16 protein-coding genes and 3 pseudogenes are annotated in these 22,149 nt (G+C 55.5%); 14 read left to right on the plus strand and 5 right to left on the minus strand.

Annotation, left to right across the window (positions count from 1 at the left end; genetic code table 11):
- Window positions 1–138 precede the first annotated feature (138 nt).
- Window positions 139–516 (minus strand): annotated as a pseudogene (locus tag EN935_RS00650) (alanine dehydrogenase); the annotation flags it as partial.
- Window positions 517–974: 458 nt separating this feature from the next.
- Between EN935_RS00650 and EN935_RS00655 the strand changes: the two are divergent.
- The 4 genes from EN935_RS00655 (at window position 975) to EN935_RS00670 (ending at window position 6,382) form a co-directional block, all read left to right on the plus strand.
- Window positions 975–1,817 carry a transporter substrate-binding domain-containing protein gene (locus EN935_RS00655; RefSeq protein WP_063169318.1) on the plus strand — a complete coding sequence of 281 codons (843 nt, stop codon included), beginning with the start codon at window positions 975–977 and terminating at the stop codon, window positions 1,815–1,817.
- A 60-nt stretch (window positions 1,818–1,877) separates the two neighbouring features.
- Complete coding sequence (locus EN935_RS00660) at window positions 1,878–2,852, plus strand: amino acid ABC transporter permease (RefSeq protein WP_063170377.1); 975 nt, start codon at window positions 1,878–1,880, stop codon at window positions 2,850–2,852.
- A gap of 94 nt (window positions 2,853–2,946) precedes the next feature.
- Window positions 2,947–3,690, plus strand: a complete 744-nt coding sequence (locus EN935_RS00665) for an amino acid ABC transporter ATP-binding protein (RefSeq protein WP_135921822.1) — start codon at window positions 2,947–2,949, stop codon at window positions 3,688–3,690.
- A gap of 352 nt (window positions 3,691–4,042) precedes the next feature.
- On the plus strand, window positions 4,043–6,382 hold the full coding sequence (locus tag EN935_RS00670) for a penicillin acylase family protein (RefSeq protein WP_063170375.1): 2,340 nt from the start codon (window positions 4,043–4,045) through the stop codon (window positions 6,380–6,382).
- An 830-nt stretch (window positions 6,383–7,212) separates the two neighbouring features.
- Here the strand turns inward: EN935_RS00670 and EN935_RS00675 are convergent.
- Together EN935_RS00675 and EN935_RS40585 are read right to left on the minus strand one after the other, a co-directional pair.
- A pseudogene (locus EN935_RS00675) lies at window positions 7,213–8,669 on the minus strand (MFS transporter).
- Between the two features lie 155 nt (window positions 8,670–8,824).
- Window positions 8,825–8,980, minus strand: a complete 156-nt coding sequence (locus tag EN935_RS40585) for a hypothetical protein (protein WP_164548527.1) — start codon at window positions 8,978–8,980, stop codon at window positions 8,825–8,827.
- Window positions 8,981–9,238: 258 nt separating this feature from the next.
- On the opposite strand from EN935_RS40585, the gene EN935_RS00685 reads away from it, so the two are divergent.
- Window positions 9,239–10,414, plus strand: coding sequence for a Xaa-Pro peptidase family protein (locus EN935_RS00685; RefSeq protein WP_063169317.1), 1,176 nt, complete (start codon window positions 9,239–9,241; stop codon window positions 10,412–10,414).
- 2 nt (window positions 10,415–10,416) lie between these two features.
- On the opposite strand, the pseudogene EN935_RS00690 reads toward EN935_RS00685, so the two are convergent.
- Window positions 10,417–11,048, minus strand: a pseudogene (locus tag EN935_RS00690) (IS5 family transposase).
- Window positions 11,049–11,133: 85 nt separating this feature from the next.
- Window positions 11,134–11,304 carry a hypothetical protein gene (locus EN935_RS40590; RefSeq protein WP_164548526.1) on the minus strand — a complete coding sequence of 57 codons (171 nt, stop codon included), beginning with the start codon at window positions 11,302–11,304 and terminating at the stop codon, window positions 11,134–11,136.
- A 443-nt stretch (window positions 11,305–11,747) separates the two neighbouring features.
- Here EN935_RS40590 and EN935_RS00695 point away from each other — a divergent pair, with 443 nt between their 5' ends.
- The 9 genes from EN935_RS00695 to EN935_RS00730 all read left to right on the plus strand — a co-directional run.
- Window positions 11,748–12,911 carry a M20 aminoacylase family protein gene (locus EN935_RS00695; protein WP_063169316.1) on the plus strand — a complete coding sequence of 388 codons (1,164 nt, stop codon included), beginning with the start codon at window positions 11,748–11,750 and terminating at the stop codon, window positions 12,909–12,911.
- A gap of 62 nt (window positions 12,912–12,973) precedes the next feature.
- Window positions 12,974–14,080, plus strand: a complete 1,107-nt coding sequence (locus EN935_RS00700) for an ABC transporter substrate-binding protein (protein WP_063169315.1) — start codon at window positions 12,974–12,976, stop codon at window positions 14,078–14,080.
- A 190-nt stretch (window positions 14,081–14,270) separates the two neighbouring features.
- Complete coding sequence (locus EN935_RS00705; RefSeq protein WP_224570037.1) at window positions 14,271–15,359, plus strand: ABC transporter ATP-binding protein; 1,089 nt, start codon at window positions 14,271–14,273, stop codon at window positions 15,357–15,359.
- A 20-nt stretch (window positions 15,360–15,379) separates the two neighbouring features.
- Window positions 15,380–17,158, plus strand: coding sequence for an ABC transporter permease subunit (locus EN935_RS00710; RefSeq protein WP_063169314.1), 1,779 nt, complete (start codon window positions 15,380–15,382; stop codon window positions 17,156–17,158).
- 93 nt (window positions 17,159–17,251) lie between these two features.
- The gene (locus tag EN935_RS40595; RefSeq protein ID WP_164548525.1) at window positions 17,252–17,425 is read left to right on the plus strand and encodes a hypothetical protein; all 174 of its coding nucleotides are present in this window, start codon (window positions 17,252–17,254) and stop codon (window positions 17,423–17,425) included.
- A 319-nt stretch (window positions 17,426–17,744) separates the two neighbouring features.
- Entirely contained in the window at window positions 17,745–18,740 is a 996-nt protein-coding gene (locus EN935_RS00715) for a succinylglutamate desuccinylase/aspartoacylase family protein (protein ID WP_063169313.1), read from the plus strand.
- Window positions 18,741–19,193: 453 nt separating this feature from the next.
- A complete protein-coding gene (locus tag EN935_RS00720) occupies window positions 19,194–20,447 on the plus strand; it encodes a methylaspartate ammonia-lyase (protein WP_063170371.1) in 1,254 nt (417 codons plus the stop codon).
- Window positions 20,448–20,458: 11 nt separating this feature from the next.
- Complete coding sequence (locus tag EN935_RS00725; RefSeq protein ID WP_063169312.1) at window positions 20,459–21,610, plus strand: CaiB/BaiF CoA-transferase family protein; 1,152 nt, start codon at window positions 20,459–20,461, stop codon at window positions 21,608–21,610.
- 133 nt (window positions 21,611–21,743) lie between these two features.
- A partial coding sequence (locus EN935_RS00730; protein WP_245488798.1) for an aldolase/citrate lyase family protein occupies window positions 21,744–22,149 on the plus strand: 406 nt, incomplete at its 3' end.

Here is a 22,149-nt window from a genome sequence, read left to right on the forward strand (position 1 = left end):
TAGGACCTAACTTGCCGAACGCTTCCAGCTACAAGAGGCATGAGCCATCATGCGCAGTATGCCGAGTACATCTCGATTAAACCGGGTCCGAACGGGTTGACAATTGTAACGCGTCTCCGCTGTCCGAGCTACGATGAGTCAAAAATTCTCTGGTCTATCAACGATGTTGACCCAGAGGGATACGTGCGAACTCGCAAGGCAAGAAATCGCGAAATGGCATGGGCGACTCTGCATGTTGGCGACGCGATAGTGGATAACGCCGTCGCCTTCGTAGGTGGGCTCGGCTTGAGTCGTCGCATGCGACGTCTCGAAGCAACCGCCCTGGTCAATAGCGACGTCGACCAGCTCCGAGCCCTTCTTCATGCCGGACATCATTTCGCGGGTGACGAGCTTTGGCGCGGCAGCACCGGCGATCAGCACGGCCCCGACCACGATGTCGGCAGAGAAGCATTCTTCCTCGAGCGCCCCGACGGTTGAGTAGCGGGTGCGCACACGGCCGGCGAAGAGGTCGTCGAGATTAGGGAGGTCGAGATTAGGGAGGTCGAGATTAGGGAGAGAGAGGGGCTTGGACCGCAGTTCCCACGTGACCAGAGTCAGCCCTGCAAGGTGTAATTCAACGCGCCAGTCCAGTTTAGATCCTTCCAAACAAGACGTCTTGTGGCGATGCAATCTGCAGCCTTCGGAGTCCAGCGAGTTGGCGAGTTCGCCGACCTCTCTGAGGCCAGGGTATCCGTGCTTTGTGAAATCGCCAGAGCGATCCGGCGAAAGCCAAGGGTAGTTCGCAGGAAACCTGCATCATCGAACTCGATTTCGCTGAATGCCAACAATGCAGAGCGATAAGGTGTCGTTCGTTAAATGACGGACCGGGATGGGTCCAATCAGCAGGGAGCAATGGCGCACCGCTAAGACACTCCTCTCGGTGGCGACGAAGGTAGCTTTCAAGAAAATAAGAACGAGAAAAAAGGGAACTATAGATGAACAATCATGTAACGACGGTCGTAGTTGCAGTCTCCATGGCGGTTGCGTCGATGTCTTTGTCAGCCAAGGCTTGCGCCGGCGAAGTCCTTGATCGTGTGCTCGCGGCACAGACATTGACGGTAGCGGTCGGGTCCGACTGGGGAGCCTTGTCTCACTTGAACGACCAACATGAACTCGACGGTGATGATGTAGAGGTCGCGAAGGGCATTGCGGACTACTTGGGCGTGAAGATCAAATTCGTGACCCCGGGCTGGGATATCATTCAGGCAGGCCAGTGGGGGGGGCGTTGGGACATGGCCATGGGTCAAATGACGCCGACCAACGATCGCGCCAAAAAATTCGCCTTCCCGGCCATGTACTTCTACGAAGGCGAAGTCGCTGTCGTTCACAAGGATAGCAAAGCGACGAAGCCTTCCGACCTGGAGGGCAAGATCGTCGGCGTCCGAGCGGGAACTCTTGGCGATTTGTATGCCAATCACAAGCTCACACCGGCATGGATCGGCGCTAAGCCAATACAATATCAATTTACAGCGGGCCAAGTGAAGGCTTATCCAAGTGCTAACTCTCTTACGCTTGACGACCTGCGCCTCGGCGATGGTGTTCGTCTCGATGGCGTCATTACTGAAGGAACGACGGCGGCTGCGGCAATCAAATCTGGCTATCCATTGAAGGTTATTGGCGATCCCTTATTCTACGCCCCGGGCGCTGTCACAATCGAGCGTGGCGATAAGGAGTTTATCGACAAGGTCGCTGCCGCGGTCAAGAAGATGAAGGATGACGGCACTCTTGCTAAACTCTCGGTCAAGTGGTTCGGGGGGGATTTCAGCGTCGATAAATAACATGACACAATCGTGGGCGTCCCCTTCCCGGGGGCGCCTCTTCTTAGGAAGAAAATGCTTATGCTTTACCACGATACAGTTGAATCTGAGGTGCTCGTCCACAAGCCATGGTTTATCGGCTGCATATTTGCAATTGTGCTCGCGGTTTTTCTTATCTTCAACGTAGCGGGCACCACGATGGGCGAACTCCTACGGCCCGTGATTGGCGATCACGCACAAGTGAAGTTTTACAGTCGCATTGCGATCGCTTTTGTAATTGCCGCAATGTTCTGCCTCAACCTCGTGCTGATTGGTTTTGTCCCGCTCAAAATCCAAATCGGGATCGTATGGTTTGAGTTGGTGCTACTGTTCCTTTCGCTCTTCGCGGCATTTGACTTAAGCATGCCATTTATTTGGGCAAACCTGCCATTTCTAATTACGCAGGGGGTAGTTACTACAGTTTACGTATCAGCGATGTCACTGCTATTTGCGTCGGCTATCGCAATAATCGGCGCGATTGCGAAACTGTCAAGCAACGGCATGGCTTACGCGATAGTCAGCTTCTACACTTCATGCTTCCGGGGTCTGCCGCTTCTCATGCAGGTTTATCTGATCTACATGGGCTTGCCCCAGGTAGGTTACGTTATTAATGCCGTGCCTGCAGGCGTGTTGGCGCTTTCGCTATGCAGTGGTGCCTACATGACGGAGATCTTCCGTTCGGGCATAGCCAGCATCGATCGCGGCCAGTGGGAGGCATCCCGGTCATTAGGTTTCGGCTTTGCGCTCACAATGCGCAGAATCATTCTGCCGCAAGCGCTTCCGGTTATCATTCCCCCGATGGGAAACACGTTCATCTCAATGCTCAAAGACAGCTCTCTCGTTTCGGTTCTTGGCGTTTGGGAGCTGACGTATCTAGCTCACTCACTCGGCCAGCCAACCTTCCATACTATGGAGATGCTAGTAACAGCGGCAATGATTTATTGGATTTTATCCGCCTGCCTGGAACTGGTCCAATCCCGGATCGAGGACCATTTTGCCAGAAGTAAGAAGCGATGATCGTGAATTCATTGGTCAAGCTAAAAAAGACGTCTAAGTTGGTTCGGCCATTTTCAAGGCACTTACAGATGCGCCAATGAACAAGAGAGATGCAATATTGAGCGACGAAGTCATCGAAGCTAAGAATGTATCCAAATGGTATGGTGCCTTCAGAGCACTAACTGACATCAACCTAACCGTCCGCAAGGGCGAACGTATCGTCATCTGTGGGCCCTCAGGCTCGGGAAAGTCGACGCTGATCCGTTGCGTCAATCGGCTCGAAGCGCACCAGGATGGCGAGATTACCGTCACTGGGATTAGGTTACATAACAAAATGCGCAACGTAGCTGAAGTTCGCAAAAGCGTCGGCATGGTTTTTCAGCACTTTAATCTTTTCCCGCACATGACCGTGCTGATGAACTGTATGGCGGCGCCGATGTGGATAAAGGGCGTTCCAGAGGGTGAGGCTAGAAAGATCGCGCTTAAATTCCTAGAGCGCGTGCGCATTCCCGAACAGGCGAACAAATATCCGGCTCAGCTCTCCGGGGGACAGCAGCAGCGCGTCGCAATTGCCCGGTCCCTCTGTATGGAGCCTGCAGTCATGCTCTTCGATGAGCCGACCTCCTCGCTCGATCCAGAGATGGTCGCTGAAGTGCTCGAGACTGTGACCGGACTCGCACGCGACGGCATGACCATGGTATGCGTCACCCACGAGATGGGCTTTGCGCGCGCCGTGGCCGATCGAGTAATCTTCATGGATCGAGGTGAGATCGTCGAAGAGGGTACACCGCACGACTTCTTCAGAAACCCGCAGCACGAAAGAACGAAATTGTTTCTCAGCCAGATCTTGTCGCATTGAGGGAGCCATCCTTCAACGAGGCCGTTCGACCGAGTTACTGTGTATCGAATGCGTTGCCTCAGGCCAGCGAGACAACATGTGCGGATATTGTATTCGTACGTATTGGCTGACATACATCAGAGCGTTCTCGGCAAGCGCCTCGTTCCCGGAAGCGCGAGAGTAGGATCCCGCTGAGCTTGTGCGCAGCCCACCGTGCCAGTTCGCGTCCAGGCGCGCTGAGGATTGGCTCGCCACACATGATCAGGTTGCAAGAGTGCGGCCTCAACCCTCTGCCCGCAACCGACCACAATCTGCAGACGTCGTCCTCTGGCAGATTCCCGACCATCTTTGGGTGAACCAAACGGATCAACACATGTTAAAGAACATAACCTTCGACCGCCACAGCTCCGACAAGCTTAAGAGTGAGGTCACGATCGACATTGATAAATGGGGGGTTCCTCATATCAAGGCTCAGAACTTGCACGACCTATTTTTCGCGCAGGGTTGGAATGCAGCTCGAGACCGCCTCTGGCAAATTGATATTGCGCGCAAACGAGGTCTCGGTCTCCTGTCACGAGACTTTGGCCCCGGATATTTGGAGCAGGATCGGGCGGCGCGTCTCTTTTTATTTCGCGGAGCCATGAGTGCAGAATGGCAGGCGTACGGCCCGGATTCCGAAGAGATATGCTCAGCGTTTGCCGAGGGGATCAATTCCTACGTAGACAGTTGCCATGACGGTTTGATTGCCTTGCCACCCGAGTTTGGCCTCCTCGGTCACACTCCCGACTATTGGAAACCCGAAGACGTCGTTCGCGTGCGAACGCACTCACTAACCCGAAATGCGATTTCGGAGCTTCTGCGCTGCAGGGTGATGGCATTGGCAGGTGTGGAACGAGGTACCCGCCTCGACAGGTTGAGACAAGAATTGTCACCTCCGATAGCGCCACGACCAGCGGAGGGCCTTGACCTCGCCTTTATGACAGATCGAGTACTGCAGGATTTTCGCTTGGCAATCTGTCCCGTCTCATTCTCGAGGGAAAGACTTGCAGCAAGTCTTCAGGAAGCTGACCGTTGGACCCGCGTAACACCGAGTGATGAGATCATGCAGACGGTGTTCCAAGAGGGCTCAAACAACTGGGCCATATCCGCAACAAAAACCACAACGGAGCGACCAATCCTTGCTCTAGACCCGCATCGCAAGCACGTCCTTCCGTCCATCAGGTATCTTGTACACCTGAGTATGCCCGGGCTCGATGTAATTGGCGCTGGAGAGCCTATGATCCCAGGAATCTCCATGGGTCACAACGGGACAGCCGCCTTTGGTCTGACTATTTTCGGCGCTGACCAAGAAGATATTTATGTTTACGAAACCAAGAGTGAGGGAAATAAATACTTATATAAAGGGGCCTGGGAGCAGGTGAAGACTATACACGAGAAAATTCCAGTTCGCGCCCACACCGACCAGGAGGTAAAGCTTCAGTTCACACGCCATGGACCCATTTTAAACCAAAATGCTGAAAAAGACCGCGCCTTCGCACTGAGAACCGTATGGATGGATCCCGGCATGGCACCTTACATGGCCAGCTTGGCCGTAATGCGCTCTAAGACATTTTCAGAATACACCTCCAGTCTAGCAAACTGGGGTTGTCCTTCAGTTAATCACATCTATGCGGACACGTCGAATGTAATTGCGTGGAAACCGTCAGGTGCGGCTCCGGTCCGAAGAAATTGGGACGGCCTGCTTCCGGTTCCAGGAGACGGTCGGTTCGAATGGGAAGGGTATTTGTCACCGGACGATGGGCCGTTCGAGATGAACCCCGCCAAAGGTTTTGTCGCCACTGCCAACGCAATGAATGTTCCGGAGGAATGGAGTAGATCGCATCCTGCTTTTGGCTACGAGTGGTCTGACAGCAGCAGACATGATACCCTTCATACAACTCTCTCACGATCAGAGAAGATCTCGTTGCGGGACTGCATGTCGCTGCAATGTTCGGTGTATTCGCCGATAGCAGTTCGTATTCTTGCGAAACTAGACACTCTTCTCGGTTCGGTTGCAAACATGCCTGCGTTGCACTTATTTTCTAACTGGGACCGGCATTTGGATGCGAGTTCGCCAGCCGCCGCGTTCTTTGAGATTTGGCTTAGCAAACACCTTGGCCCGACAGTAGCTCGCTTAGAAAGCGCTGACGATGAAGTGTTGGCACTGCTCGTGCCTTTACAGCCTTCGGCCATAGCCTCTTGGCTCGAACAGGCAGAGCCTAGTGAAAAGTTGAAGCATTCCATAATGGAATCCCTAACTTCTGCCTGGAGTGAATGCATATGTCGATTTGGCGACGATTCTGCCTCATGGGCATGGGGCAGTATACATAAGCTTGATTTGCGCCACCCTCTGCAGGCACTGACGTCTGAACAATGGTCGTTGGGCGCCATAGCCCTCGGCGGAAGTAGCTCAACGCTCAATTTTTCGAGTTACCGAAGCGGCCAATTCTCTGTTTCAGAAGGACCGTCAGTGCGGATAATCATGGACGTTGGGTCATGGGATGACAGTCTCTTTATTAACAATCCAGGTCAGTCGGGTGTTCCGATCTCAAGTCATTATCGTGACCTCAATCACGATTGGCAACGGGGCGAATACAAGCCCTTGTTATATTCAGAGGAGTCCATACGGAGGGAGCTCGAACATAGGGTCGTCCTGTCTCCCGCTGACTGTTGAGGATGCGACAGTATAGGCCGCTTACCATTGTAGCAGGAACATATCGGTCGAACTCACCTGGCGGCAAGGTGAGGATCGACACTTTAGCGCCCGCCGGCCGACTTTGATATTGACAGCGGAACGCCCGGCCGGAATCTGGATGCGCTTGTGGGGCAATGATCCCGCTGGTGTGCGGCGACCACCCCTGATCGTCACGAGCAGGGCCGTCGCGGCCTCCAATAATGTTGCAGGAGACTTAGAAGCGGGATGTCCCGCATTGGCAATTGCTCTGCCTTGGGGCCATAGGGAAGAGGGGTAAGGTGCTGGCCCGACCACCGGAGAGCGCGTCTGTTACTACAAGGCTCGATCGCGGCCGCATCACGGCCCTCGGCGGCTGCCGATAACGCGCGCTTCGGGCGCTACCAGTACGCATTGGCGATAATCGCATCTGCTGTAGGAGAGCACTTGATTCGAGACTGACAGTGCGACGGTCAACAGGGTTCGCTATCATTGTCGAGCCGAGTTCAAGAATGGACACATACCTCAGGGAGGACCTTTCAGGGGGCAGACCATTGTCTGTCTCCTCATCCGAGAAACAAGCTAACCTCGCAGAGAGTGGCATCAGGGCAACACGTCATTGTCCTTCGATGCGACTGAATATCGACGACTTCAACGCGGCTTGCCGCCTTCGCGTATAGCCGCAGGACCTTGAATGCCGGGAACCAGCCGAGAAATGTTGGCGGTGGGTGAGCGCCTTTCATTTTTCAAGTCCGCTACATTCTGTCTGTCATATACCCGAAGGCGGCGATGCTTGTTGCCCGCCCGATGTGGTTAGCAGTTGACGTGCCTTCTTATGTATCTTCATTCAGCCTGCGGTGGCACGCTGGCCGTTTCGTTGAATGGCGGGGGAAAAAAGGCGTTGATGACTCAGGCTTGCGTGGAGCACTCGTGGGGCGCTCGATTGACAATGTTATTCGTGGAGAATGCTTTCCTTTGTGGAGGAGGATGATTCTCTCGTCCAGTTCCTTGTCGGCCTCGGTAAGGCGATGATTCAGGCGAAGGTAGTCGGTCCAGGTCGGCGTACGGAATGTCTCCGTCCATAGCACAGGCTCCTGAAGGTTGCGCTGGAGAGTCCAGTGCCGAGCACCAACGCGACTCTGTACATGCCGGCACCCGCGCATGGCGAGGAATTCTTCTAGATTTTCCACGAGTATGAGGTACTCGACTTTGACCACGATGGGGCCGCTTCTCGGCTTGAGACTGAGGGCGACTGCCGGCGCGTCGAATTCCTCCAAAGGGTCGGGCTCGGCCTCGCGACCCTCGCGAAGGGGAAACAGGACGCCGCTCGCAATGGAAGAGGCAGTGCCAGAAAAAGGGAGCACGCCGCACAGGCGACGCATGCCAGCGTCATTAGTTGCTCTTCTGACAAGCTCCGTCTTAATAGGCTGTTGGCGACGCCAGCCATGACGGCGCCTGTGCCGAAGCCGGCGATGATGGTGCCATAGGCGAGCGGTCCTTCGCCCAGCTGATCGCGGACAACCAATGGCAGCAGTGCGAGTATGGCGATGCCCGACAGGCCAAAGAAGGTTCCGCGGGCGATCGCCGTCTTGATTTCCGATGACATCGCTGTGAAGCGCAGCCTGTCATAGATGGCCGTCCTCATTGACTCACGTGGGAGAAGTGAGGAGCGAACCTTCCATTTGCATCGCCATATGGTGACCAAAGGGATCATATAGGTGAGTGTAAACATAGCGAAAGCCGTCATAAGTCCGAACGACGCAATCATGATGCCGCGAGCGCCGGTCCCACGGTCCGTGCAGTGTTGAAGCCAATGGAGAGGAGGGTGACGGCAGCGGGAACTTCGCGTCGGTCCACAATATCGCCAACAGAAGCCTGCCAGGCGGTATCGTTGAGCGCGGCACCACTTGCGATCAAGAAGCTGAAGCCGAAGATCATCCACGGGGCGATAAAGCCCAGCACCACTGAAGCCGTAGCATCGCGGATGCTATTACCATTAGGCATCGGCCGGCGAACATGACTCTTCGACGGCTGAAGTTGTCGGCGAGAACCCCTAGCGAAAATGGACAAAATGAAAGCGGGCAGGTTAGACGAAGCCTGCTCGAGCGCAACCATCAGATCGGAGGTCGGAACCGTTGCCATTAGCCAGCTGATAGCAACGGTCTGCATCAGCCAGCCAAGGGAAGAGACTTGAGAGGCTAAACCAGATTGAGCGAAATGTCGTATTCCTGAGCGGCGCAAACGTCTTCGGCAAAACTACATCCGCATCTGCGCCCGCCGCTTTGCTCATTGCTCCGACCGATTCGGTTCCGCCAAGCTTAACCACTTCGCGCGACACGATCCTCTTACACGTCGGATGCGCCAAATGCAGTCTTTGTATTAGTGTCATCTGGTAGCGAGATGCGGAGGTGGCGGCGGAGAGCCGTCGCTGGTGTCGCAGCGGCCTTACATCAGTGCAAACATGCTGTTGCGTGGCGCCGGCACAGTTCCCCCGGCGTCGGCGGCTTCGCCGGCAAGAATGCGAAGGCGCGCCGACTCGCTGCCAAGCTCAAGGTCGTCAGCATGGTTCTTCTGGCCGAGGCTGACGAGCTTGCCGAGCAACTCGGCGCCTTTGTCGGCGATCCTCTGGCGAGAACAAAGCTGTCGGAGACCAGCGTTGCCTGCATTGAGCGGCCGATGAAGGCACTATGCGCATCTCGCTGCGAGATGCAGCCGATATAAAAACAGCATTTGACGCTAGCCGCCAGGAAAGGGGATTGTCACCCCGCATGAGCCGGCGAAGCTTTTGTTCAATTTCGAACATGGACGCGATCGCGCGTTTTGCGCAACCAAACCACGACACACTGATTGAGGTGAGATATGGCGACGACACGCTCCGCAATTCCTCTGACTGGTGTACCGTTTCCGATATCAGAGTATGAGCGCCGGCAAAACAATGTGCTGGATGCGGTTGCTACGGCAGGCTTGGACGCAATCGTAGTAACGGCGCACGGCCACTTGAAGTATCTCAGCGGCTACGATGGGAGCGGTGGATATTTCGCGCCTTTCCCTCTTATTCTGATGCCGGGTCGGGTCCCGATATTTGTTGTCCGAGAATATGACGAGCAGGCAGTACGTTCATATAGCTGCATCGAGGAAATTGAAACCTATACACATCAGCCTGATTTTGGCAGGGTCTGCGCCGATGTATTGCGTCGACTCGGACTGGACAATAAGCGAGTCGGTTTCGAGCTTGGCTGCTGGAATCTCGCGCCCGCCGACGTGCGCGCAGTCCAAGACCAGCTCCCGGATCTGAAGATTACTGACGTCACCCGACTGGTCTCGTCAGTGTCAGCAGTGAAAGGAGAACTTGAGTTGGCGTGTATGCGCGATGCTGTTCGACTCACTGACGTGGCAATTCGAACCTTTCAGCAATCGCTTCGTCCCGGCATTACGGAGATCGAAATGGCAGCGGCCCTAGCTGCGGCGGTAACAAACGACCCCAGCAACGCCGCTGGGGATATCGGGCTTGCGCCGGGTACCATTTTGTTTGGAGAGCGAGTGAAGTTGCCCCATGCGCCAGCGACCCATCATCCTCTCAGCAACAACGAACCTGCCTTTCTGGAGATAGGGGCTTCGAAACACGGGTATACAGTGGGAATGGTTCGATGCGCAGTCCTTGGCAAACATCCCGAAACCGAATCTTTGCACGGCTTGGCTGAAGAGGTCATTGCGGCCCTTGTCTCCTCGATTCGACCAGGTGCTACGCCGGCGGACGTTCACGCTGCTGGGGGCGAGGTGTTGAAGCGATCTGGACGCAAGGGCGTCTTCCGCCAACGAACAGGATACCAAACTGGCATCAATTGGACTGAGCGCGGCGACCTAAGCCTGGAGCCCGATGTAAATGAACCACTCCGAGCTGGCATGACCCTGCACATGCCAAACATTTTGTGCAGCGAAAGTGGCTACCTATTTGGTGCCGGCGCACACGTGCTCGTGACAGAGCGCGGCGCGGAACTCCTGAGCGAAATCCCGCCAACACTTTATCGGGCGTGATGCTAGGCGGCGTGGACAAATTTGAGCCAGTATCTGGCGGTGGCTAGGTAGACCATTCCGAGGAAGCTATTGGCCAATTGATCGTAGCGGGTGGCAATGGCCCGGTTGATTTTGAGGTGGCCGAACATGCGCTCGATTCGGTTCCGCTGCTTGTAGAGCGCCCGGTCATACTCGATCTTCACGCGGCGGTTTGATCGGCCGGGTATGACGGGTTTAATCTTCCGCTCGGCGAGATCGGCGCGAATGGTATCGGCATCGTAGCCCTTGTCCGCAAGGAAGGCGTCCGGTGCACGAGTCCCCCTTTTCCGCCCGCTGCCGAGACATGGGCGCGAACTGTGGTGCTGTCGATGCTGTAGTGGCCGCTGTCCGCCATGACCTCGGCGAGCATTACCGCCACGGTCTCCCAGACCCCGGCCTCGCTCCAGCGTCGGAACCGACGATAGATGGTGTTCCAACTGCCGTATTTGGGCGGGACATCCCGCCATGGAGCGCCGCAGCGGAGCCGCCAGAGAATGCCGTTGATGATCGAACGATTCTGCTTGGGAGGTCTACCTCGGCCGCGTTTGTCAGGGTCGATGGGCAGCAAGCCCTTGAGAACACGCCATTCTGCTTCGGTGAGATCGCCCCTGCTCAAACCTGCCTCCAAAAAGCAGCCTTGAATCAATCCTCTTGGGCTACGTCAATCGCATCGACGTCCGAAATTCCGTAAGGCGGATATACTATTCCGCCAAGGTGATGGACAGTTCGAGAGGGCTGTCGCTATCCGCGAAAAATCGGCTGCCATCCTCAAACTCGATCACCACCTCTCCATCGCGGTGGCGCATGACACGGCGAACAACCTTGCCAATCAGCATCGACGTAGCTCGTTCGCTCTCTTCTTCCAGTGTCATTCCCAATGCTAACAACCCGATCGCAGGAAAGCGACCCTGCTAACATCGAATTTGTCCACGCCGCCTAGGGTCTGCGGTTTGCGGATTGAGTGGCAAAGCGCATGCAGTCCTGGAAAGTAGGTCGTGGGAGGGGGAGGAGTGTCGCGATGGTGACAGCTCTTCCTACTCAGACCTTTGCCATTGGCCGTTGCCAGCAGAGCCAGAGTTTATGATTGCCAGCACTTCGCAGCTGGTCCTCTAAGGCCGAAGCTTATCCATTTGAGGGCAAACGGCTTGTTATCGGGTCGCAGTCGCCGGCGCCAACACCGAGGCCTGAACGCGGGGCTATCTCGGTTCTAGATGGTTACGATATCCAAACTGCATTTGACGAAAACACCGGTGGCATCGATCATTAATTACGCACCGGCGCCTGATCCAAATTACTCAAATGCGGGAACGTGCCTATGGTTGGCGTTGACAGGTTCAAGGAGATCGAGATCGAAGCGATGACTTGGCGCCGGTACCTGCACGAGAATCCGGAGCTTGACTATCGGGTGAATGACACAGCGGCATTTGTGGCGGAAAAGCTGGCTTCCTTCGGGATTAACCACATCGAGTGCAGGATAGCTGAAACCGGCGTGGTTGCGTTGATCCAAGGTCAACTCGGAGATGGGCCCACTATCGGGTTGCGGGCCGACATGGACGCTCTGCCTATACTCGAAGCTTCAGGCAAACCTTGGACGTCGAAAAGGTCCGGACAGATGCACGCGTGTGGTCACGACGGGCATACTGCAATGCTCCTTGGCGCCGCGAAATACCTCGCCGCGACCCGGAACTTCAAAGGGTCCGTTGCCCTGATCTTCCAACCTGCCGAGGAAGATGGCCGCGGCGGCCAAAGAATGGTCCAGGAGGGGATCATGGACCGTTTCGGGATATCTCAGGTCTTTGGCATGCACAATTGGCCAGGCATGGAGGTTGGTGCGTTCGGCATTTGCGAAGGTTCGATTTTTGCCGCGCTCGACGAGTTCGATATTGTGGTCAAAGGCAGAGGGGGTCACGCGGCCGCTCCCCATCTGACAATTGACCCCGTCGTTGTTGCAGCTCAGATCATTTTAGGCTTGCAGACACTAGTCTCACGCAACACGGACCCCACCGAGTCCCTGGTGATCTCCGTCACAAAGCTGAACGCCGGACAAGCTTACAACATCATTCCCGAACGCGCGGAGATTGCCGGAACAGTCAGGACACTGTCACCGATTTTGCGCGACTTCGCTGAAAAACAGATTGAGGCGTGCGCGGAAAATATTGCACGCGCTTCCGGGGCGAAGGTCGAGTTTCAGCATCGCCGCCTGGAGCCCCTCACTGTCAATCATCCCGATCAAACGCGTCGGGCAACAGAGGTGGCGCGTGCTCTGGTCGGCCATTCATCGGTGAACCCCAAAGTCAAACCTAGTTTGGGGTCAGAGGACTTCGCGTACATGCTAGAGGCGCGGCCGGGGGCATGTATACTGCTTGGAAATGGATCGACTGCTGCTCTCCATAATCCAACCTACGACTTTAACGATGAAGCACTGCCATACGGCATTGGATACTGGGTCAACTTGGCCGAGGCTGCTCTAGCACCATGACATTGTCCAAGCAAAACAACCTTGGCTAATCAAGGCTGAGATCACAAGAAGAGGGTAACGACATGAAATACGAAATAAATCGCCGACGATTGCTGCAGGCGACATCGACCGCCATGGCGGCTGGCGCTCTGTCTTCAATTGCGGGCCGCGTTGCGGCCCAAACACCCAACCAGATCAACGTAGTGCTAGGCGGCGGCGATTGGGGAAAGGCTAACATTGAGGCTTACGCTAAGCCATTTGAAGCTGAGACCGGTATCAAGGTCAACCCAATCACCGACGACATGGGTATGGGACAGGTCGAGTTGATGGTAAAATCGGGCAATGTCACGGTAGATGTCGGGGCGCTTACGCAAGGGTCCGGCTTGGTCGCAGCTAAGAAAGGAATTCTTGAAGAAATTGATTACTCCTTGTTCAGGAAAGAAGAGCTAGACGGAATTTATGAATTTGCCAAGCAACCGTTTGGCGTGGCAAATTTGATTTACTCATATAATATGGTATATAGCACAGACGTATTCCCAGCTGATAAACCCCGGCCGACAAACTGGGCTGAATTCTGGGATGCTGATAAGTTTCCCGGCGTTCGCACCTTGGTGTCCGGCCAGTTTGGTTCAGAAGGACCCTGGGAAGAGGCCCTGTTAGCGGACGGTGTATCTCCCGATAAGCTCTACCCGATGGATATCGACCGGGTGTTTGCCAGTTTGGACAAAATAAAGCCGCACATCCGTAAGTGGTGGAGCAGCGGATCAGAGATTCAACAGATGTTGCATGATAAGGTCGTTGACATCGCTCAATCGTATGACGGAAGAGCTCTACTGTTGATCGATCAGGGCGCCGCGACGGAGATCAATCGAAACCAGGCGAAGCTGCAGTGGGATTATTGGGTCATTCCAAAGGGTTCACCCAACGCGAAGGCTGCGCAGAAGTTTATCGAATTCGCCACTCGCGCGGAACGTCAGGCAGCATTTTGCCAATTGTTTCCTGAGGGACCAAGCAACGGCAATGCGTTCAAACTTCTTCCCGAGAAAGTTGCGCGCAAGCTCCCTACCCACCCAGATTACATCAAGAGCAGCGTTTCCATCAACGGCAAATGGTACAATGAGGTAGGCCCCAGCGGTGTTTCCAACACTGAGATGCTTATCCAGCGGTGGAATGAGTGGATCCTGCAGTAGGGTTGGTTGAAGTGCGAAAGTCCGGTCGGGGTAACTCCATACCGGGCTAAAGTCGAAACTGATGCTGAAAATGTGACGGGGAGCGGGGTAGCCCACTAGCCTCTCCGCTCACGGCATCGGGTACGACGGCAGAAGGTACGGCAAATGCCTGCTAATGCACGCCAGCGATGGTGGAGGAGCCACAGTGAACATGCACGCAATGAATACCGCCCCCCGTTCGGAAGTTGACGCTGCAGATGTGAACCAATCGGTGCCACAAATTCAGTTCAGCAGTGTTACCAAGATGTACGGGAGTGTTCCGGCGGTCAGGGATCTGTCGCTGACCGTGCGTCGCGGCGAGTTCTTGACGATTCTCGGCCCGAGCGGCTCGGGTAAGACCACTACCCTGATGCTCTTGGCCGGCTTTGAGGCCCCGAGTTCGGGTGATATTATGATCGCCGGCCATTCAGTGGCTTCGGTCCCGTCCTACCGGCGCGATCAAGGAATTGTGTTCCAGAGCTATGCGCTGTTCCCGCATCTCACAGTGGCTCGAAACCTGGAATTCCCTCTCGAAATGCGGGGCATGGCTCCCGATCAGAGGAAGGTTCGGGTAGCCCGTATGCTTGAGCGCGTGCATCTAGGGGAATTCGGCGGTCGCATGCCATCCCAATTGAGTGGCGGTCAGCAGCAGCGCGTGGCGCTAGCCCGCGCGCTGATTGCCGATCCACCCTTCCTATTACTTGATGAACCGCTTGGCGCACTCGACCGTAACCTGCGTGAGCAGATGCAGATCGAGATGAAGAGCTTGCACAAGGAGTTCGGTATCACGACGGTGTGCGTTACGCATGACCAGGAGGAGGCGCTTACTCTGTCAGACCGGATTGTTGTAATGCGCGCAGGACGTGTCGAGCAAATCGATACACCAGAGGCCCTCTATGATCGGCCATCATCGTGCTTTGTCGCTAAATTTCTGGGTGAGGCGAACATTCTCGAGGATGCCTTGTTGCTGGCCAGAGGGGGCAACGCGCCGCAAATCGGCACCGTTGCGATGATAAGGCCAGAGCGCATCAGTGTACTTCCGAAGACTGCGGAGTGGGCTCAAACGGACCAGCGGCAATATGTTGCCGGTGCGGTCGACGATATGATTTTTGCCGGCCCTCTGCGAAAATACCATGTTCGCGTTGGCAACAATGTTCTCATCGTCCGGGAACATGTCGCGGCAGACCAACCTGTTTTCCAGCCAGGCGAGGAGGTTTGCCTCACGTGGCTGCGGTCAGACATTCGCTTCGTTTCGCCATAAGCGATTGATAAGGGATATCCATGAAGCTTTTGCGCAGAATGGCCAAGGTGCCACTTGGGTTAACCGCGCCCGCGTTCGCGCTTTTGCTTGTGGTTTTCGGTGCCCCTATAACCTTGCTTTTCCTAAGCAGTGTCAATGCCCCCGATTTCTCGTTCCAATACTACGGAGCGTTTTTCGCCCAGCCAGCTAATGTGCGGGTGCTCTTTCAAACGATAGAAATAAGTCTGGTCGCAACTGCCATCTGCTTAATCGTAGGCTATCCAACCGCGTATCTGATCGTCACGGCATCCAAGACTCTGCGCATGACGCTCATCGCTCTCGTGATCATCCCCTATTTGACCAGTGGGCTGGCGCGTACCTACGCATGGATTGTTATTCTTGGGGATCGCGGGGTCATCAACAACATCTTGCTGGACGTCGGATTGATCGATCGACCTCTGCAACTCATCTATAACCGAACCGCGGTCTATATTGGCATGGTCCACATCATGCTGCCGATGATGATACTTCCCTTGGTTAGTGCGATGATGGGGATCGATCGGTCCTTGATGGCTGCTGCACGCAGTATGGGAGCGGGACCTTTCACCGCTTTCAGGCGTGTATTTCTCCCCCTTAGCATTCCAGGCGCACGGAGTGGCTCGCTCCTAGTTTTTGTGTTCTGCCTAGGATTCTATATCACGCCGGCGGCACTTGGGGGATTGCGCGATGCCATGCTTTCAACCTTCATTGCGGCCGAGGTGAATAGCTCGTTCGATATTCCGCGCATTGCCGCTGCGTCCTTCATCCTTCTCGGGTTTGCCATTGTGGTGCTTTCCATGGTCGGGCTTGACCTCTCCGGCAAACAAGAGCAAAGCCAAACTCGAGCTCCGAAGGGCTCGATGTCCCGACTACCCATTGTTCTTGTTATCAAACGAAACTTCAGCGAAATTCTGCGTCCCTATCGTGTCAAACGGTGGACGGGACGGCGCTACGTGCCTGGGGCGGAAAGGCGATGGCCTAAAGTCGTCGCGATCGTTTTTATCGTTTTGGTGATGGCCTTTCTTTTATTCCCAGGGATAATCGTTGTCATCATGTCGTTCAGTTCCGGGGCATTTTTGCAATTTCCGCCTTCGGGCCTGTCGCTTCAATGGTATCGCTCGTTTTTCGGCGATGCATCTTGGAGCGGAGCAGCTTGGACCAGCGTCGAGATTGGTGTCGAGGTAGCTGTTATTTCTACTCTATTGGGAACACTTGCTGCTTTCGGATTGAGCCGAATAAGCGCAAGACTTCGCGGCGTGCTGACAATGATCATAATCACGCCTATCACCTTTCCAGTTATCGTGGTCGGTATCGCGACTTATCTGGGTCTCATCCAGATTGGTCTAATCGGCACAAAGGGTGGTATCGCCCTCGCTCACAGTATCGGCGCTGTTGGAATTGTGGTGGTGATCGTTTCTGCGACGTTGGCCAACTTCGATCGGACGTTAGAGCAGGCGGCCAAGAGTATGCGTGCCGGACCACTGCAAACGTTTTTTCGCGTAACACTGCCGTTAATCAGGCCGGGAGTGATCGGCGGCGCCATGTTCGCATTCCTCCAGTCATTCGATGAAGCGGTCATAACGTCTTTGGTCGGCGGTCTGTCGGTGCGGACGTTGCCCTTGAAGATGCTGGAGAATATCCGCCACCAAATCGACCCGACGATTGCTGCAGTCGCTTCTCTTTTGATGCTTCTGCCTTTAATCTGGATGCTTGTCCTCTATGCCGTCTGGTGGCGTTCTCGACCGAGCATGCAGCGAACATTACAGGAAGCCGCTGCCTAACTGGCGTGGCAGATCCACTTCCTGATGATGCGTCCGACCTATTCCTACGGACTGGCGACAAGCATCTGTTCGGGGCTTCAACGGGCGGATAAAATGGCCACCTGGTCCAAAACGGAAACCAGTAAAGCTCTTGCAATTATCATCTGGCACATGCGGATCAAGGATTCGGACTATGTCTGGGATCGGCCGGCCTTGCTCGCCAGCAAGCTCAGACCTGCCGATCCTCTTGCTGCGCGCCAGGATGGAATTCGAGGTCAACGGCGCTGACCGGATCGCACAGATCCTTCGCCCGTCTGAACAACGAACAGCTAGCCAACGTCAACCGGCTGATCGCGCGATTTCTGAAATCGGCTACCCACCGCGACTTTGACCTTCCTCCTCCCTTAGTGCACCGGGATCAAGGTGACGAACCAAGGGACAGGTCAGCAGAGCGAGCCCTGGTCATCTGAAAACGCGATGGTGCCGTCTCGGACATTATATTGGCGAAGTGGTGACCGCGTGTGCATAGTTCCAGGCGAAAAAAATAGCCGTGTACAAGACCATATGCCCGGTCAAAGTCGCCAGATCACCCGCAATAGGTTAAGCAATGAACGAAGCACCACATCTTACGTTTGATCTCGATGCGCATGGCGTGAGCAGAGGACACCTCGTTGTGCCGGGAGGCGCCGACCATGAAGAGTTCTCGCTTCCGGTTTTTAGTCTTAATAAGGGCGATGGACCGCGCCTTCTTATCACCGGTGGGAATCATGGCAATGAAATGGAGGGGCCATTAGTCGCGCGGCGGCTTATCGAGTGGCTGCCACAAGCGCAAACCAGTGGTAGGATCATCGTGCTGCCAGTGCTTAATCCATTGGCAGTTCAAGCATGGAGCCGCAATACTCCGCTTGATGGTTTGAATCTGAACCGCGTGTTTCCGGGCCGTGCCGACGGGTCTGTTACGGAACGAATCGCGGATGCGGTTTCACGCGTATTGTTGCCAAATGCCGACATCGTTTTCGATCTGCACAGCTTCGGCCCAACGTGGGATTTTCCCCCGGCGGTCATCACGCATCCAATTGCTGATGCGGATCTCATGGCTAAGACGCTCGCAATGGCAGCGGCATTTAAGCTGCCCGTAACATTGCTCTGGCAACATGACGACACGGCTGGGATGTTCGACAGTTGGGCACATAGCCTAGGGAAGGTATTCGTTTGCGCGGAATTCGGCGGTGGTACGGTTAGCGCAGAAGCTCTAGCGATTTATGAAGCTGGAGTTCGCAACGCGCTCGTTATGCTTGGACTCGTCGAAGGAAAAGTCGAGGACGTGTCTTTCCGTAACAAAAGGTCCAGTCAGACCCTTGAGACGCTGATATCAGACGAGTTGAAATCGCCCGCGCAGGGTATCTTCGAACCTCGCTGCTCTGTGTTGGATGAAGTGAGGTCGGGAGATCTTATAGGTATCCTACACTCTATGGATTCTGTTTCCGCTCCGTCCATTGACATCCGAGCGCCTGGGCCATCAATCGTCCTAGCCATAGGATCGGGCGCGCATGTCGACCGCAATGAAGGGGTAGCCATCCTTGCGCGGCCGCTGCATAACTAGAGGTACAGATTAGCCGCGCCTTGGCCAGCTGTAGTAACTCCGGTATGAAGGCACTGGCCTCGACTGGAGCTTATAGGCCAGCTCCTCGGATCGATCAGCGGCTGATCCTGTCTTCCAAAATCATGCCAAAAAGATTGCTTGATCCTTGATCGCTTGGTTTATACTAACCATGGTTGAAAGTGGCGGTCCGAGATGGGAGCTGGCCGGACGGATTGATCGCCTAGCTTCTGTTATGGAAGCAGGGGCGACGATCCGGCGCACCGCGACCAAGAGGGGAGGCGGACGGTGCCGTCCCCGCTGACGCCCGTAAAACAACTTTATCGTATCTTAAAACGAGATGGGCACGTTCGGGGCTTTATATTGGCAAAACCGATTCCGAACGGGGCATAACTTAGGACAGAGCGCGCAAATCCGGCCGCAGCTCATAGCTTGGCCAAACTCGAGTATAATTCAGTGCAGATCAAAGACGTCATTCTCACGCCCGGCAACGGCGCCTTCTTTTATGACGATCAAGCTGCCATTAGGGCAGGGGTTGGCCAGGACGGTTTTGTTTACGTCGGCGAGCCATTGACGCCCGGCTTCCGTGATATCCGTGTTCCGGCAGCTTGCTTAAGCGTCGGGCTTGTCCTGGAAGACGATATGGTCGCCTGGGGCGATATGATGGGAGTGCAATACTCAGGGGCTGGCGGGCGTGACCCCCTGTTTGACGTCGGAGCCATCATGGATCTCACGTCACGTGTTGTTGTCCCGCGGCTCTTAAACATTGATGCGTCCAGCTTTTTGACAGCCTGCTCCAGTGTCTTCGATCTCCATACTGGGAAACGACTCCCACTATGCATCGAATATGGGGTCAGCCAAGCCCTTTTAAGCGCTGCTGCCCATGCTGCGCGTCGTACCATGGCGGAGGTGGTTTGTTCGGAATTTTGCCTATCCATGCCGCATCGTCGTGTCCCAATTTATTGCCAGAGCGGTGATGCGCGCGAAATCAATGTCGATAAAATGATCCTGAAGGGGGTGGATGTGATCCCGCATGGCCTCATCAACTCGCGTAGCAAATTCGGCGTTGGGGGAGAAACCTTTCTGGATTTCGTCAAATGGGTGGCGCACCGCGTCAAGCAAATCGGCCAACCAGACTATTCTCCGGTGCTGCATTTCGATGTGTACGGCTGGATCGGTATGGAGATCGGGCTCGACGTCCAGCGCATCGCCGACTTCATCAGTAAGGTTGCTGACGCGGTTCCGGAGTTCACGGTGAATATCGAATCGCCAGCCGACTTCGGGTCTACGCCGGCGCAGGTCGAAAATTACGGGCAGATCGTCGGCATTCTGAATGCGCGCGCGTCACGTGCGCGCATCGTTGTCGATGAACGCTGCAACACCTTAGAGGATGTGCGTCTGTTTGCGGAGGCTAAGGCGACCCATCTCGTGCAGATCAAGACGCCGGACGTGGGCTCGATCGCCGACAGCGCCCGTGCGGTGCTTCTGTGCAAAGAGAACAACGTGGACGCCTATGTGGGAGGCAGCTGCAGCGAGACGGATCTCTCCGCGCGAGCGACGGTTCACATTTCGGTGGCAACACAGGCGGACATGATGCTCGCGAAGCCTGGCATGGGCATCGACGAAGGTCTTTCCATTGTAGGCAACGAACAAAATCGGTTGCTCGCCATGCTTGATCGGCGTCGGGCACAAAACCTGAAAGCCGCGTAGGAAGCGCCCTGATGCTAAACAGTCTCAAGGACATCACGGTTGTGGCGGTCGAACAGGCCGTTGCAGCTCCCTACGCATCGTCTCGCCTTGCTGACGCAGGCGCCCGGGTGATCAAGGTCGAAAGGCCCGAAGGGGACTTTGCCCGAAACTACGACAAGCTGGTGCGGGGGCAGAGCGCGTACTTCGTCTGGCTCAACCGGGGTAAGGAGTCGGTCTGTCTAGACCTGAGGTTGGAGGCGGATCGCGCCGTCCTCGACACGCTCATTGCCAGTGCTGATGTCTTCATCCAGAATCTAAAGCCGGGCAGCATAGAAAAACTGGGGTTCGCGTCCGCTGATCTGCGTCGACGATATCCGCGGCTGATCACCTGCGACATTTCTGGTTTCGGGGAGTCAGGGCCGTATTCCCATTTGAAGGCCTACGATCTGATCGTCCAGGCCGAAACAGGTCTATGCGCTATCACCGGCAACCAACAGGGGCCTGCGCGTGTAGGGGTCTCGGTTTGCGATATCTCGGCGGGCATGACAGCGCACAGCGCCATTCTTCAGGCACTGTACCACCGCGAGGTCACCGGCGAAGGGACCAGCATCCAGGTGTCACTGTTTGATGCCGTCGCCGACTGGATGAACGTGCCGGTTTTGCAAAATGATTACAGCGGCTACCAGACGGTACGCGCAGGCGTGAAACACCCGTCGCTCGCGCCGTATGGTGCCTATCGCTGTGCCGACGGCAAAGAGGTCATCTTTTCGGTTCAGAATGACCGCGAATGGGTGAATTTCTGCGAGAAATTCCTGAAGCAGTCCGGGCTCACACGCGCACCTGGTTTTGCTGACAATATGGAGCGCCTCGCTCATCGTGCGCAACTTGATGAGATCATTGAACAGCGGTTTTTTGAACTATCCTGCCACGATGCGATGCAGGAGCTCGAGGCGGCCGGCCTGGCATATGGCCGACTGAACGAAGTGGTGGATGTTTCAAAGCATCCACACATTCGCAGGGTGCAGGTTGGAACACCCGATGGAGCCGTCGAGACGATAGCGCCGGCGGCGATTTTCAACTCGGAGCTCCCCTCGCTTCGCCCAGTCCCGGCTCTTGGCTCTCATACCGAGGCTGTCCGCGAGGAGGTGCGGGCGCTTTTGCGCGAAAGAGCCGCGTCAGCGTGAGCGCGCGTTTCAGTAAGGTGAGACTGCTCGCGGTTTACAAAATGCCTGTGTACCTCGGATCATTTCAGCGCACCGGCCGCCTAGAAAGCTCACTGGCAGCGCCCGCGCTAAAATCGGCCGCAAAGGCGTCTCCATGATCAAGGACACCTTTGCGGCCGTTGAAGGCGCGATGTCTGTACCGCGCTGGAGATCCCTGCTCTTCGTTCCTGTTCACGTTCCGCGCTTTGTAGAGACGGCCCATGAGCGGGGCGCAGATGGCGTCATTCTCGACCTGGAGGATTCCGTGCCCCAGGATCGGAAAGGAGAGTCACGGCAGCAGCTTCCTGAATGCGTGGCAGAGGTGGGCCGGAAAGGCGCATCTGTTTTGGTCCGCGTGAATCATGGTCTGCGCGCCTTGGCGGCCGATCTCGATGCAGCCGTGATGGCGGGTGTTGACGCACTGGTTCTTCCGAAGACGGATTCGGCAGAGTGGGTTATAGAGATCGCGAATGCGGTTTCGGAACTAGAACGTGAAAGAAATCTTCCGCAGGGAGGCATCC

The sequence above is a fragment of the Mesorhizobium sp. M7D.F.Ca.US.004.03.1.1 genome, from assembly GCF_003998635.1.
In the GTDB taxonomy this organism is placed as follows: Bacteria; Pseudomonadota; Alphaproteobacteria; order Rhizobiales; family Rhizobiaceae; genus Mesorhizobium; species Mesorhizobium loti.

Excerpts from the sequence above, each read along its gene's own strand:
- EN935_RS00660 (WP_063170377.1), top strand. The coding sequence starts at position 1,878 with ATGCTTTACCACGATACAGTTGAATCTGAGGTGCTCGTCCACAAGCCA.
- EN935_RS40595 (WP_164548525.1), top strand. The coding sequence starts at position 17,252 with ATGGCCACCTGGTCCAAAACGGAAACCAGTAAAGCTCTTGCAATTATC.
- EN935_RS00725 (WP_063169312.1), top strand. The coding sequence starts at position 20,459 with ATGCTAAACAGTCTCAAGGACATCACGGTTGTGGCGGTCGAACAGGCC.
- EN935_RS00670 (WP_063170375.1), top strand. The coding sequence starts at position 4,043 with ATGTTAAAGAACATAACCTTCGACCGCCACAGCTCCGACAAGCTTAAG.
- EN935_RS00685 (WP_063169317.1), top strand. The coding sequence starts at position 9,239 with ATGGCGACGACACGCTCCGCAATTCCTCTGACTGGTGTACCGTTTCCG.
- EN935_RS00715 (WP_063169313.1), top strand. The coding sequence starts at position 17,745 with ATGAACGAAGCACCACATCTTACGTTTGATCTCGATGCGCATGGCGTG.
- EN935_RS40590 (WP_164548526.1), bottom strand. The coding sequence starts at position 11,304 with ATGACACTGGAAGAAGAGAGCGAACGAGCTACGTCGATGCTGATTGGC.
- EN935_RS00705 (WP_224570037.1), top strand. The coding sequence starts at position 14,271 with ATGCACGCAATGAATACCGCCCCCCGTTCGGAAGTTGACGCTGCAGAT.
- EN935_RS00695 (WP_063169316.1), top strand. The coding sequence starts at position 11,748 with ATGGTTGGCGTTGACAGGTTCAAGGAGATCGAGATCGAAGCGATGACT.
- EN935_RS00655 (WP_063169318.1), top strand. The coding sequence starts at position 975 with ATGAACAATCATGTAACGACGGTCGTAGTTGCAGTCTCCATGGCGGTT.
- EN935_RS00700 (WP_063169315.1), top strand. The coding sequence starts at position 12,974 with ATGAAATACGAAATAAATCGCCGACGATTGCTGCAGGCGACATCGACC.
- EN935_RS00710 (WP_063169314.1), top strand. The coding sequence starts at position 15,380 with ATGAAGCTTTTGCGCAGAATGGCCAAGGTGCCACTTGGGTTAACCGCG.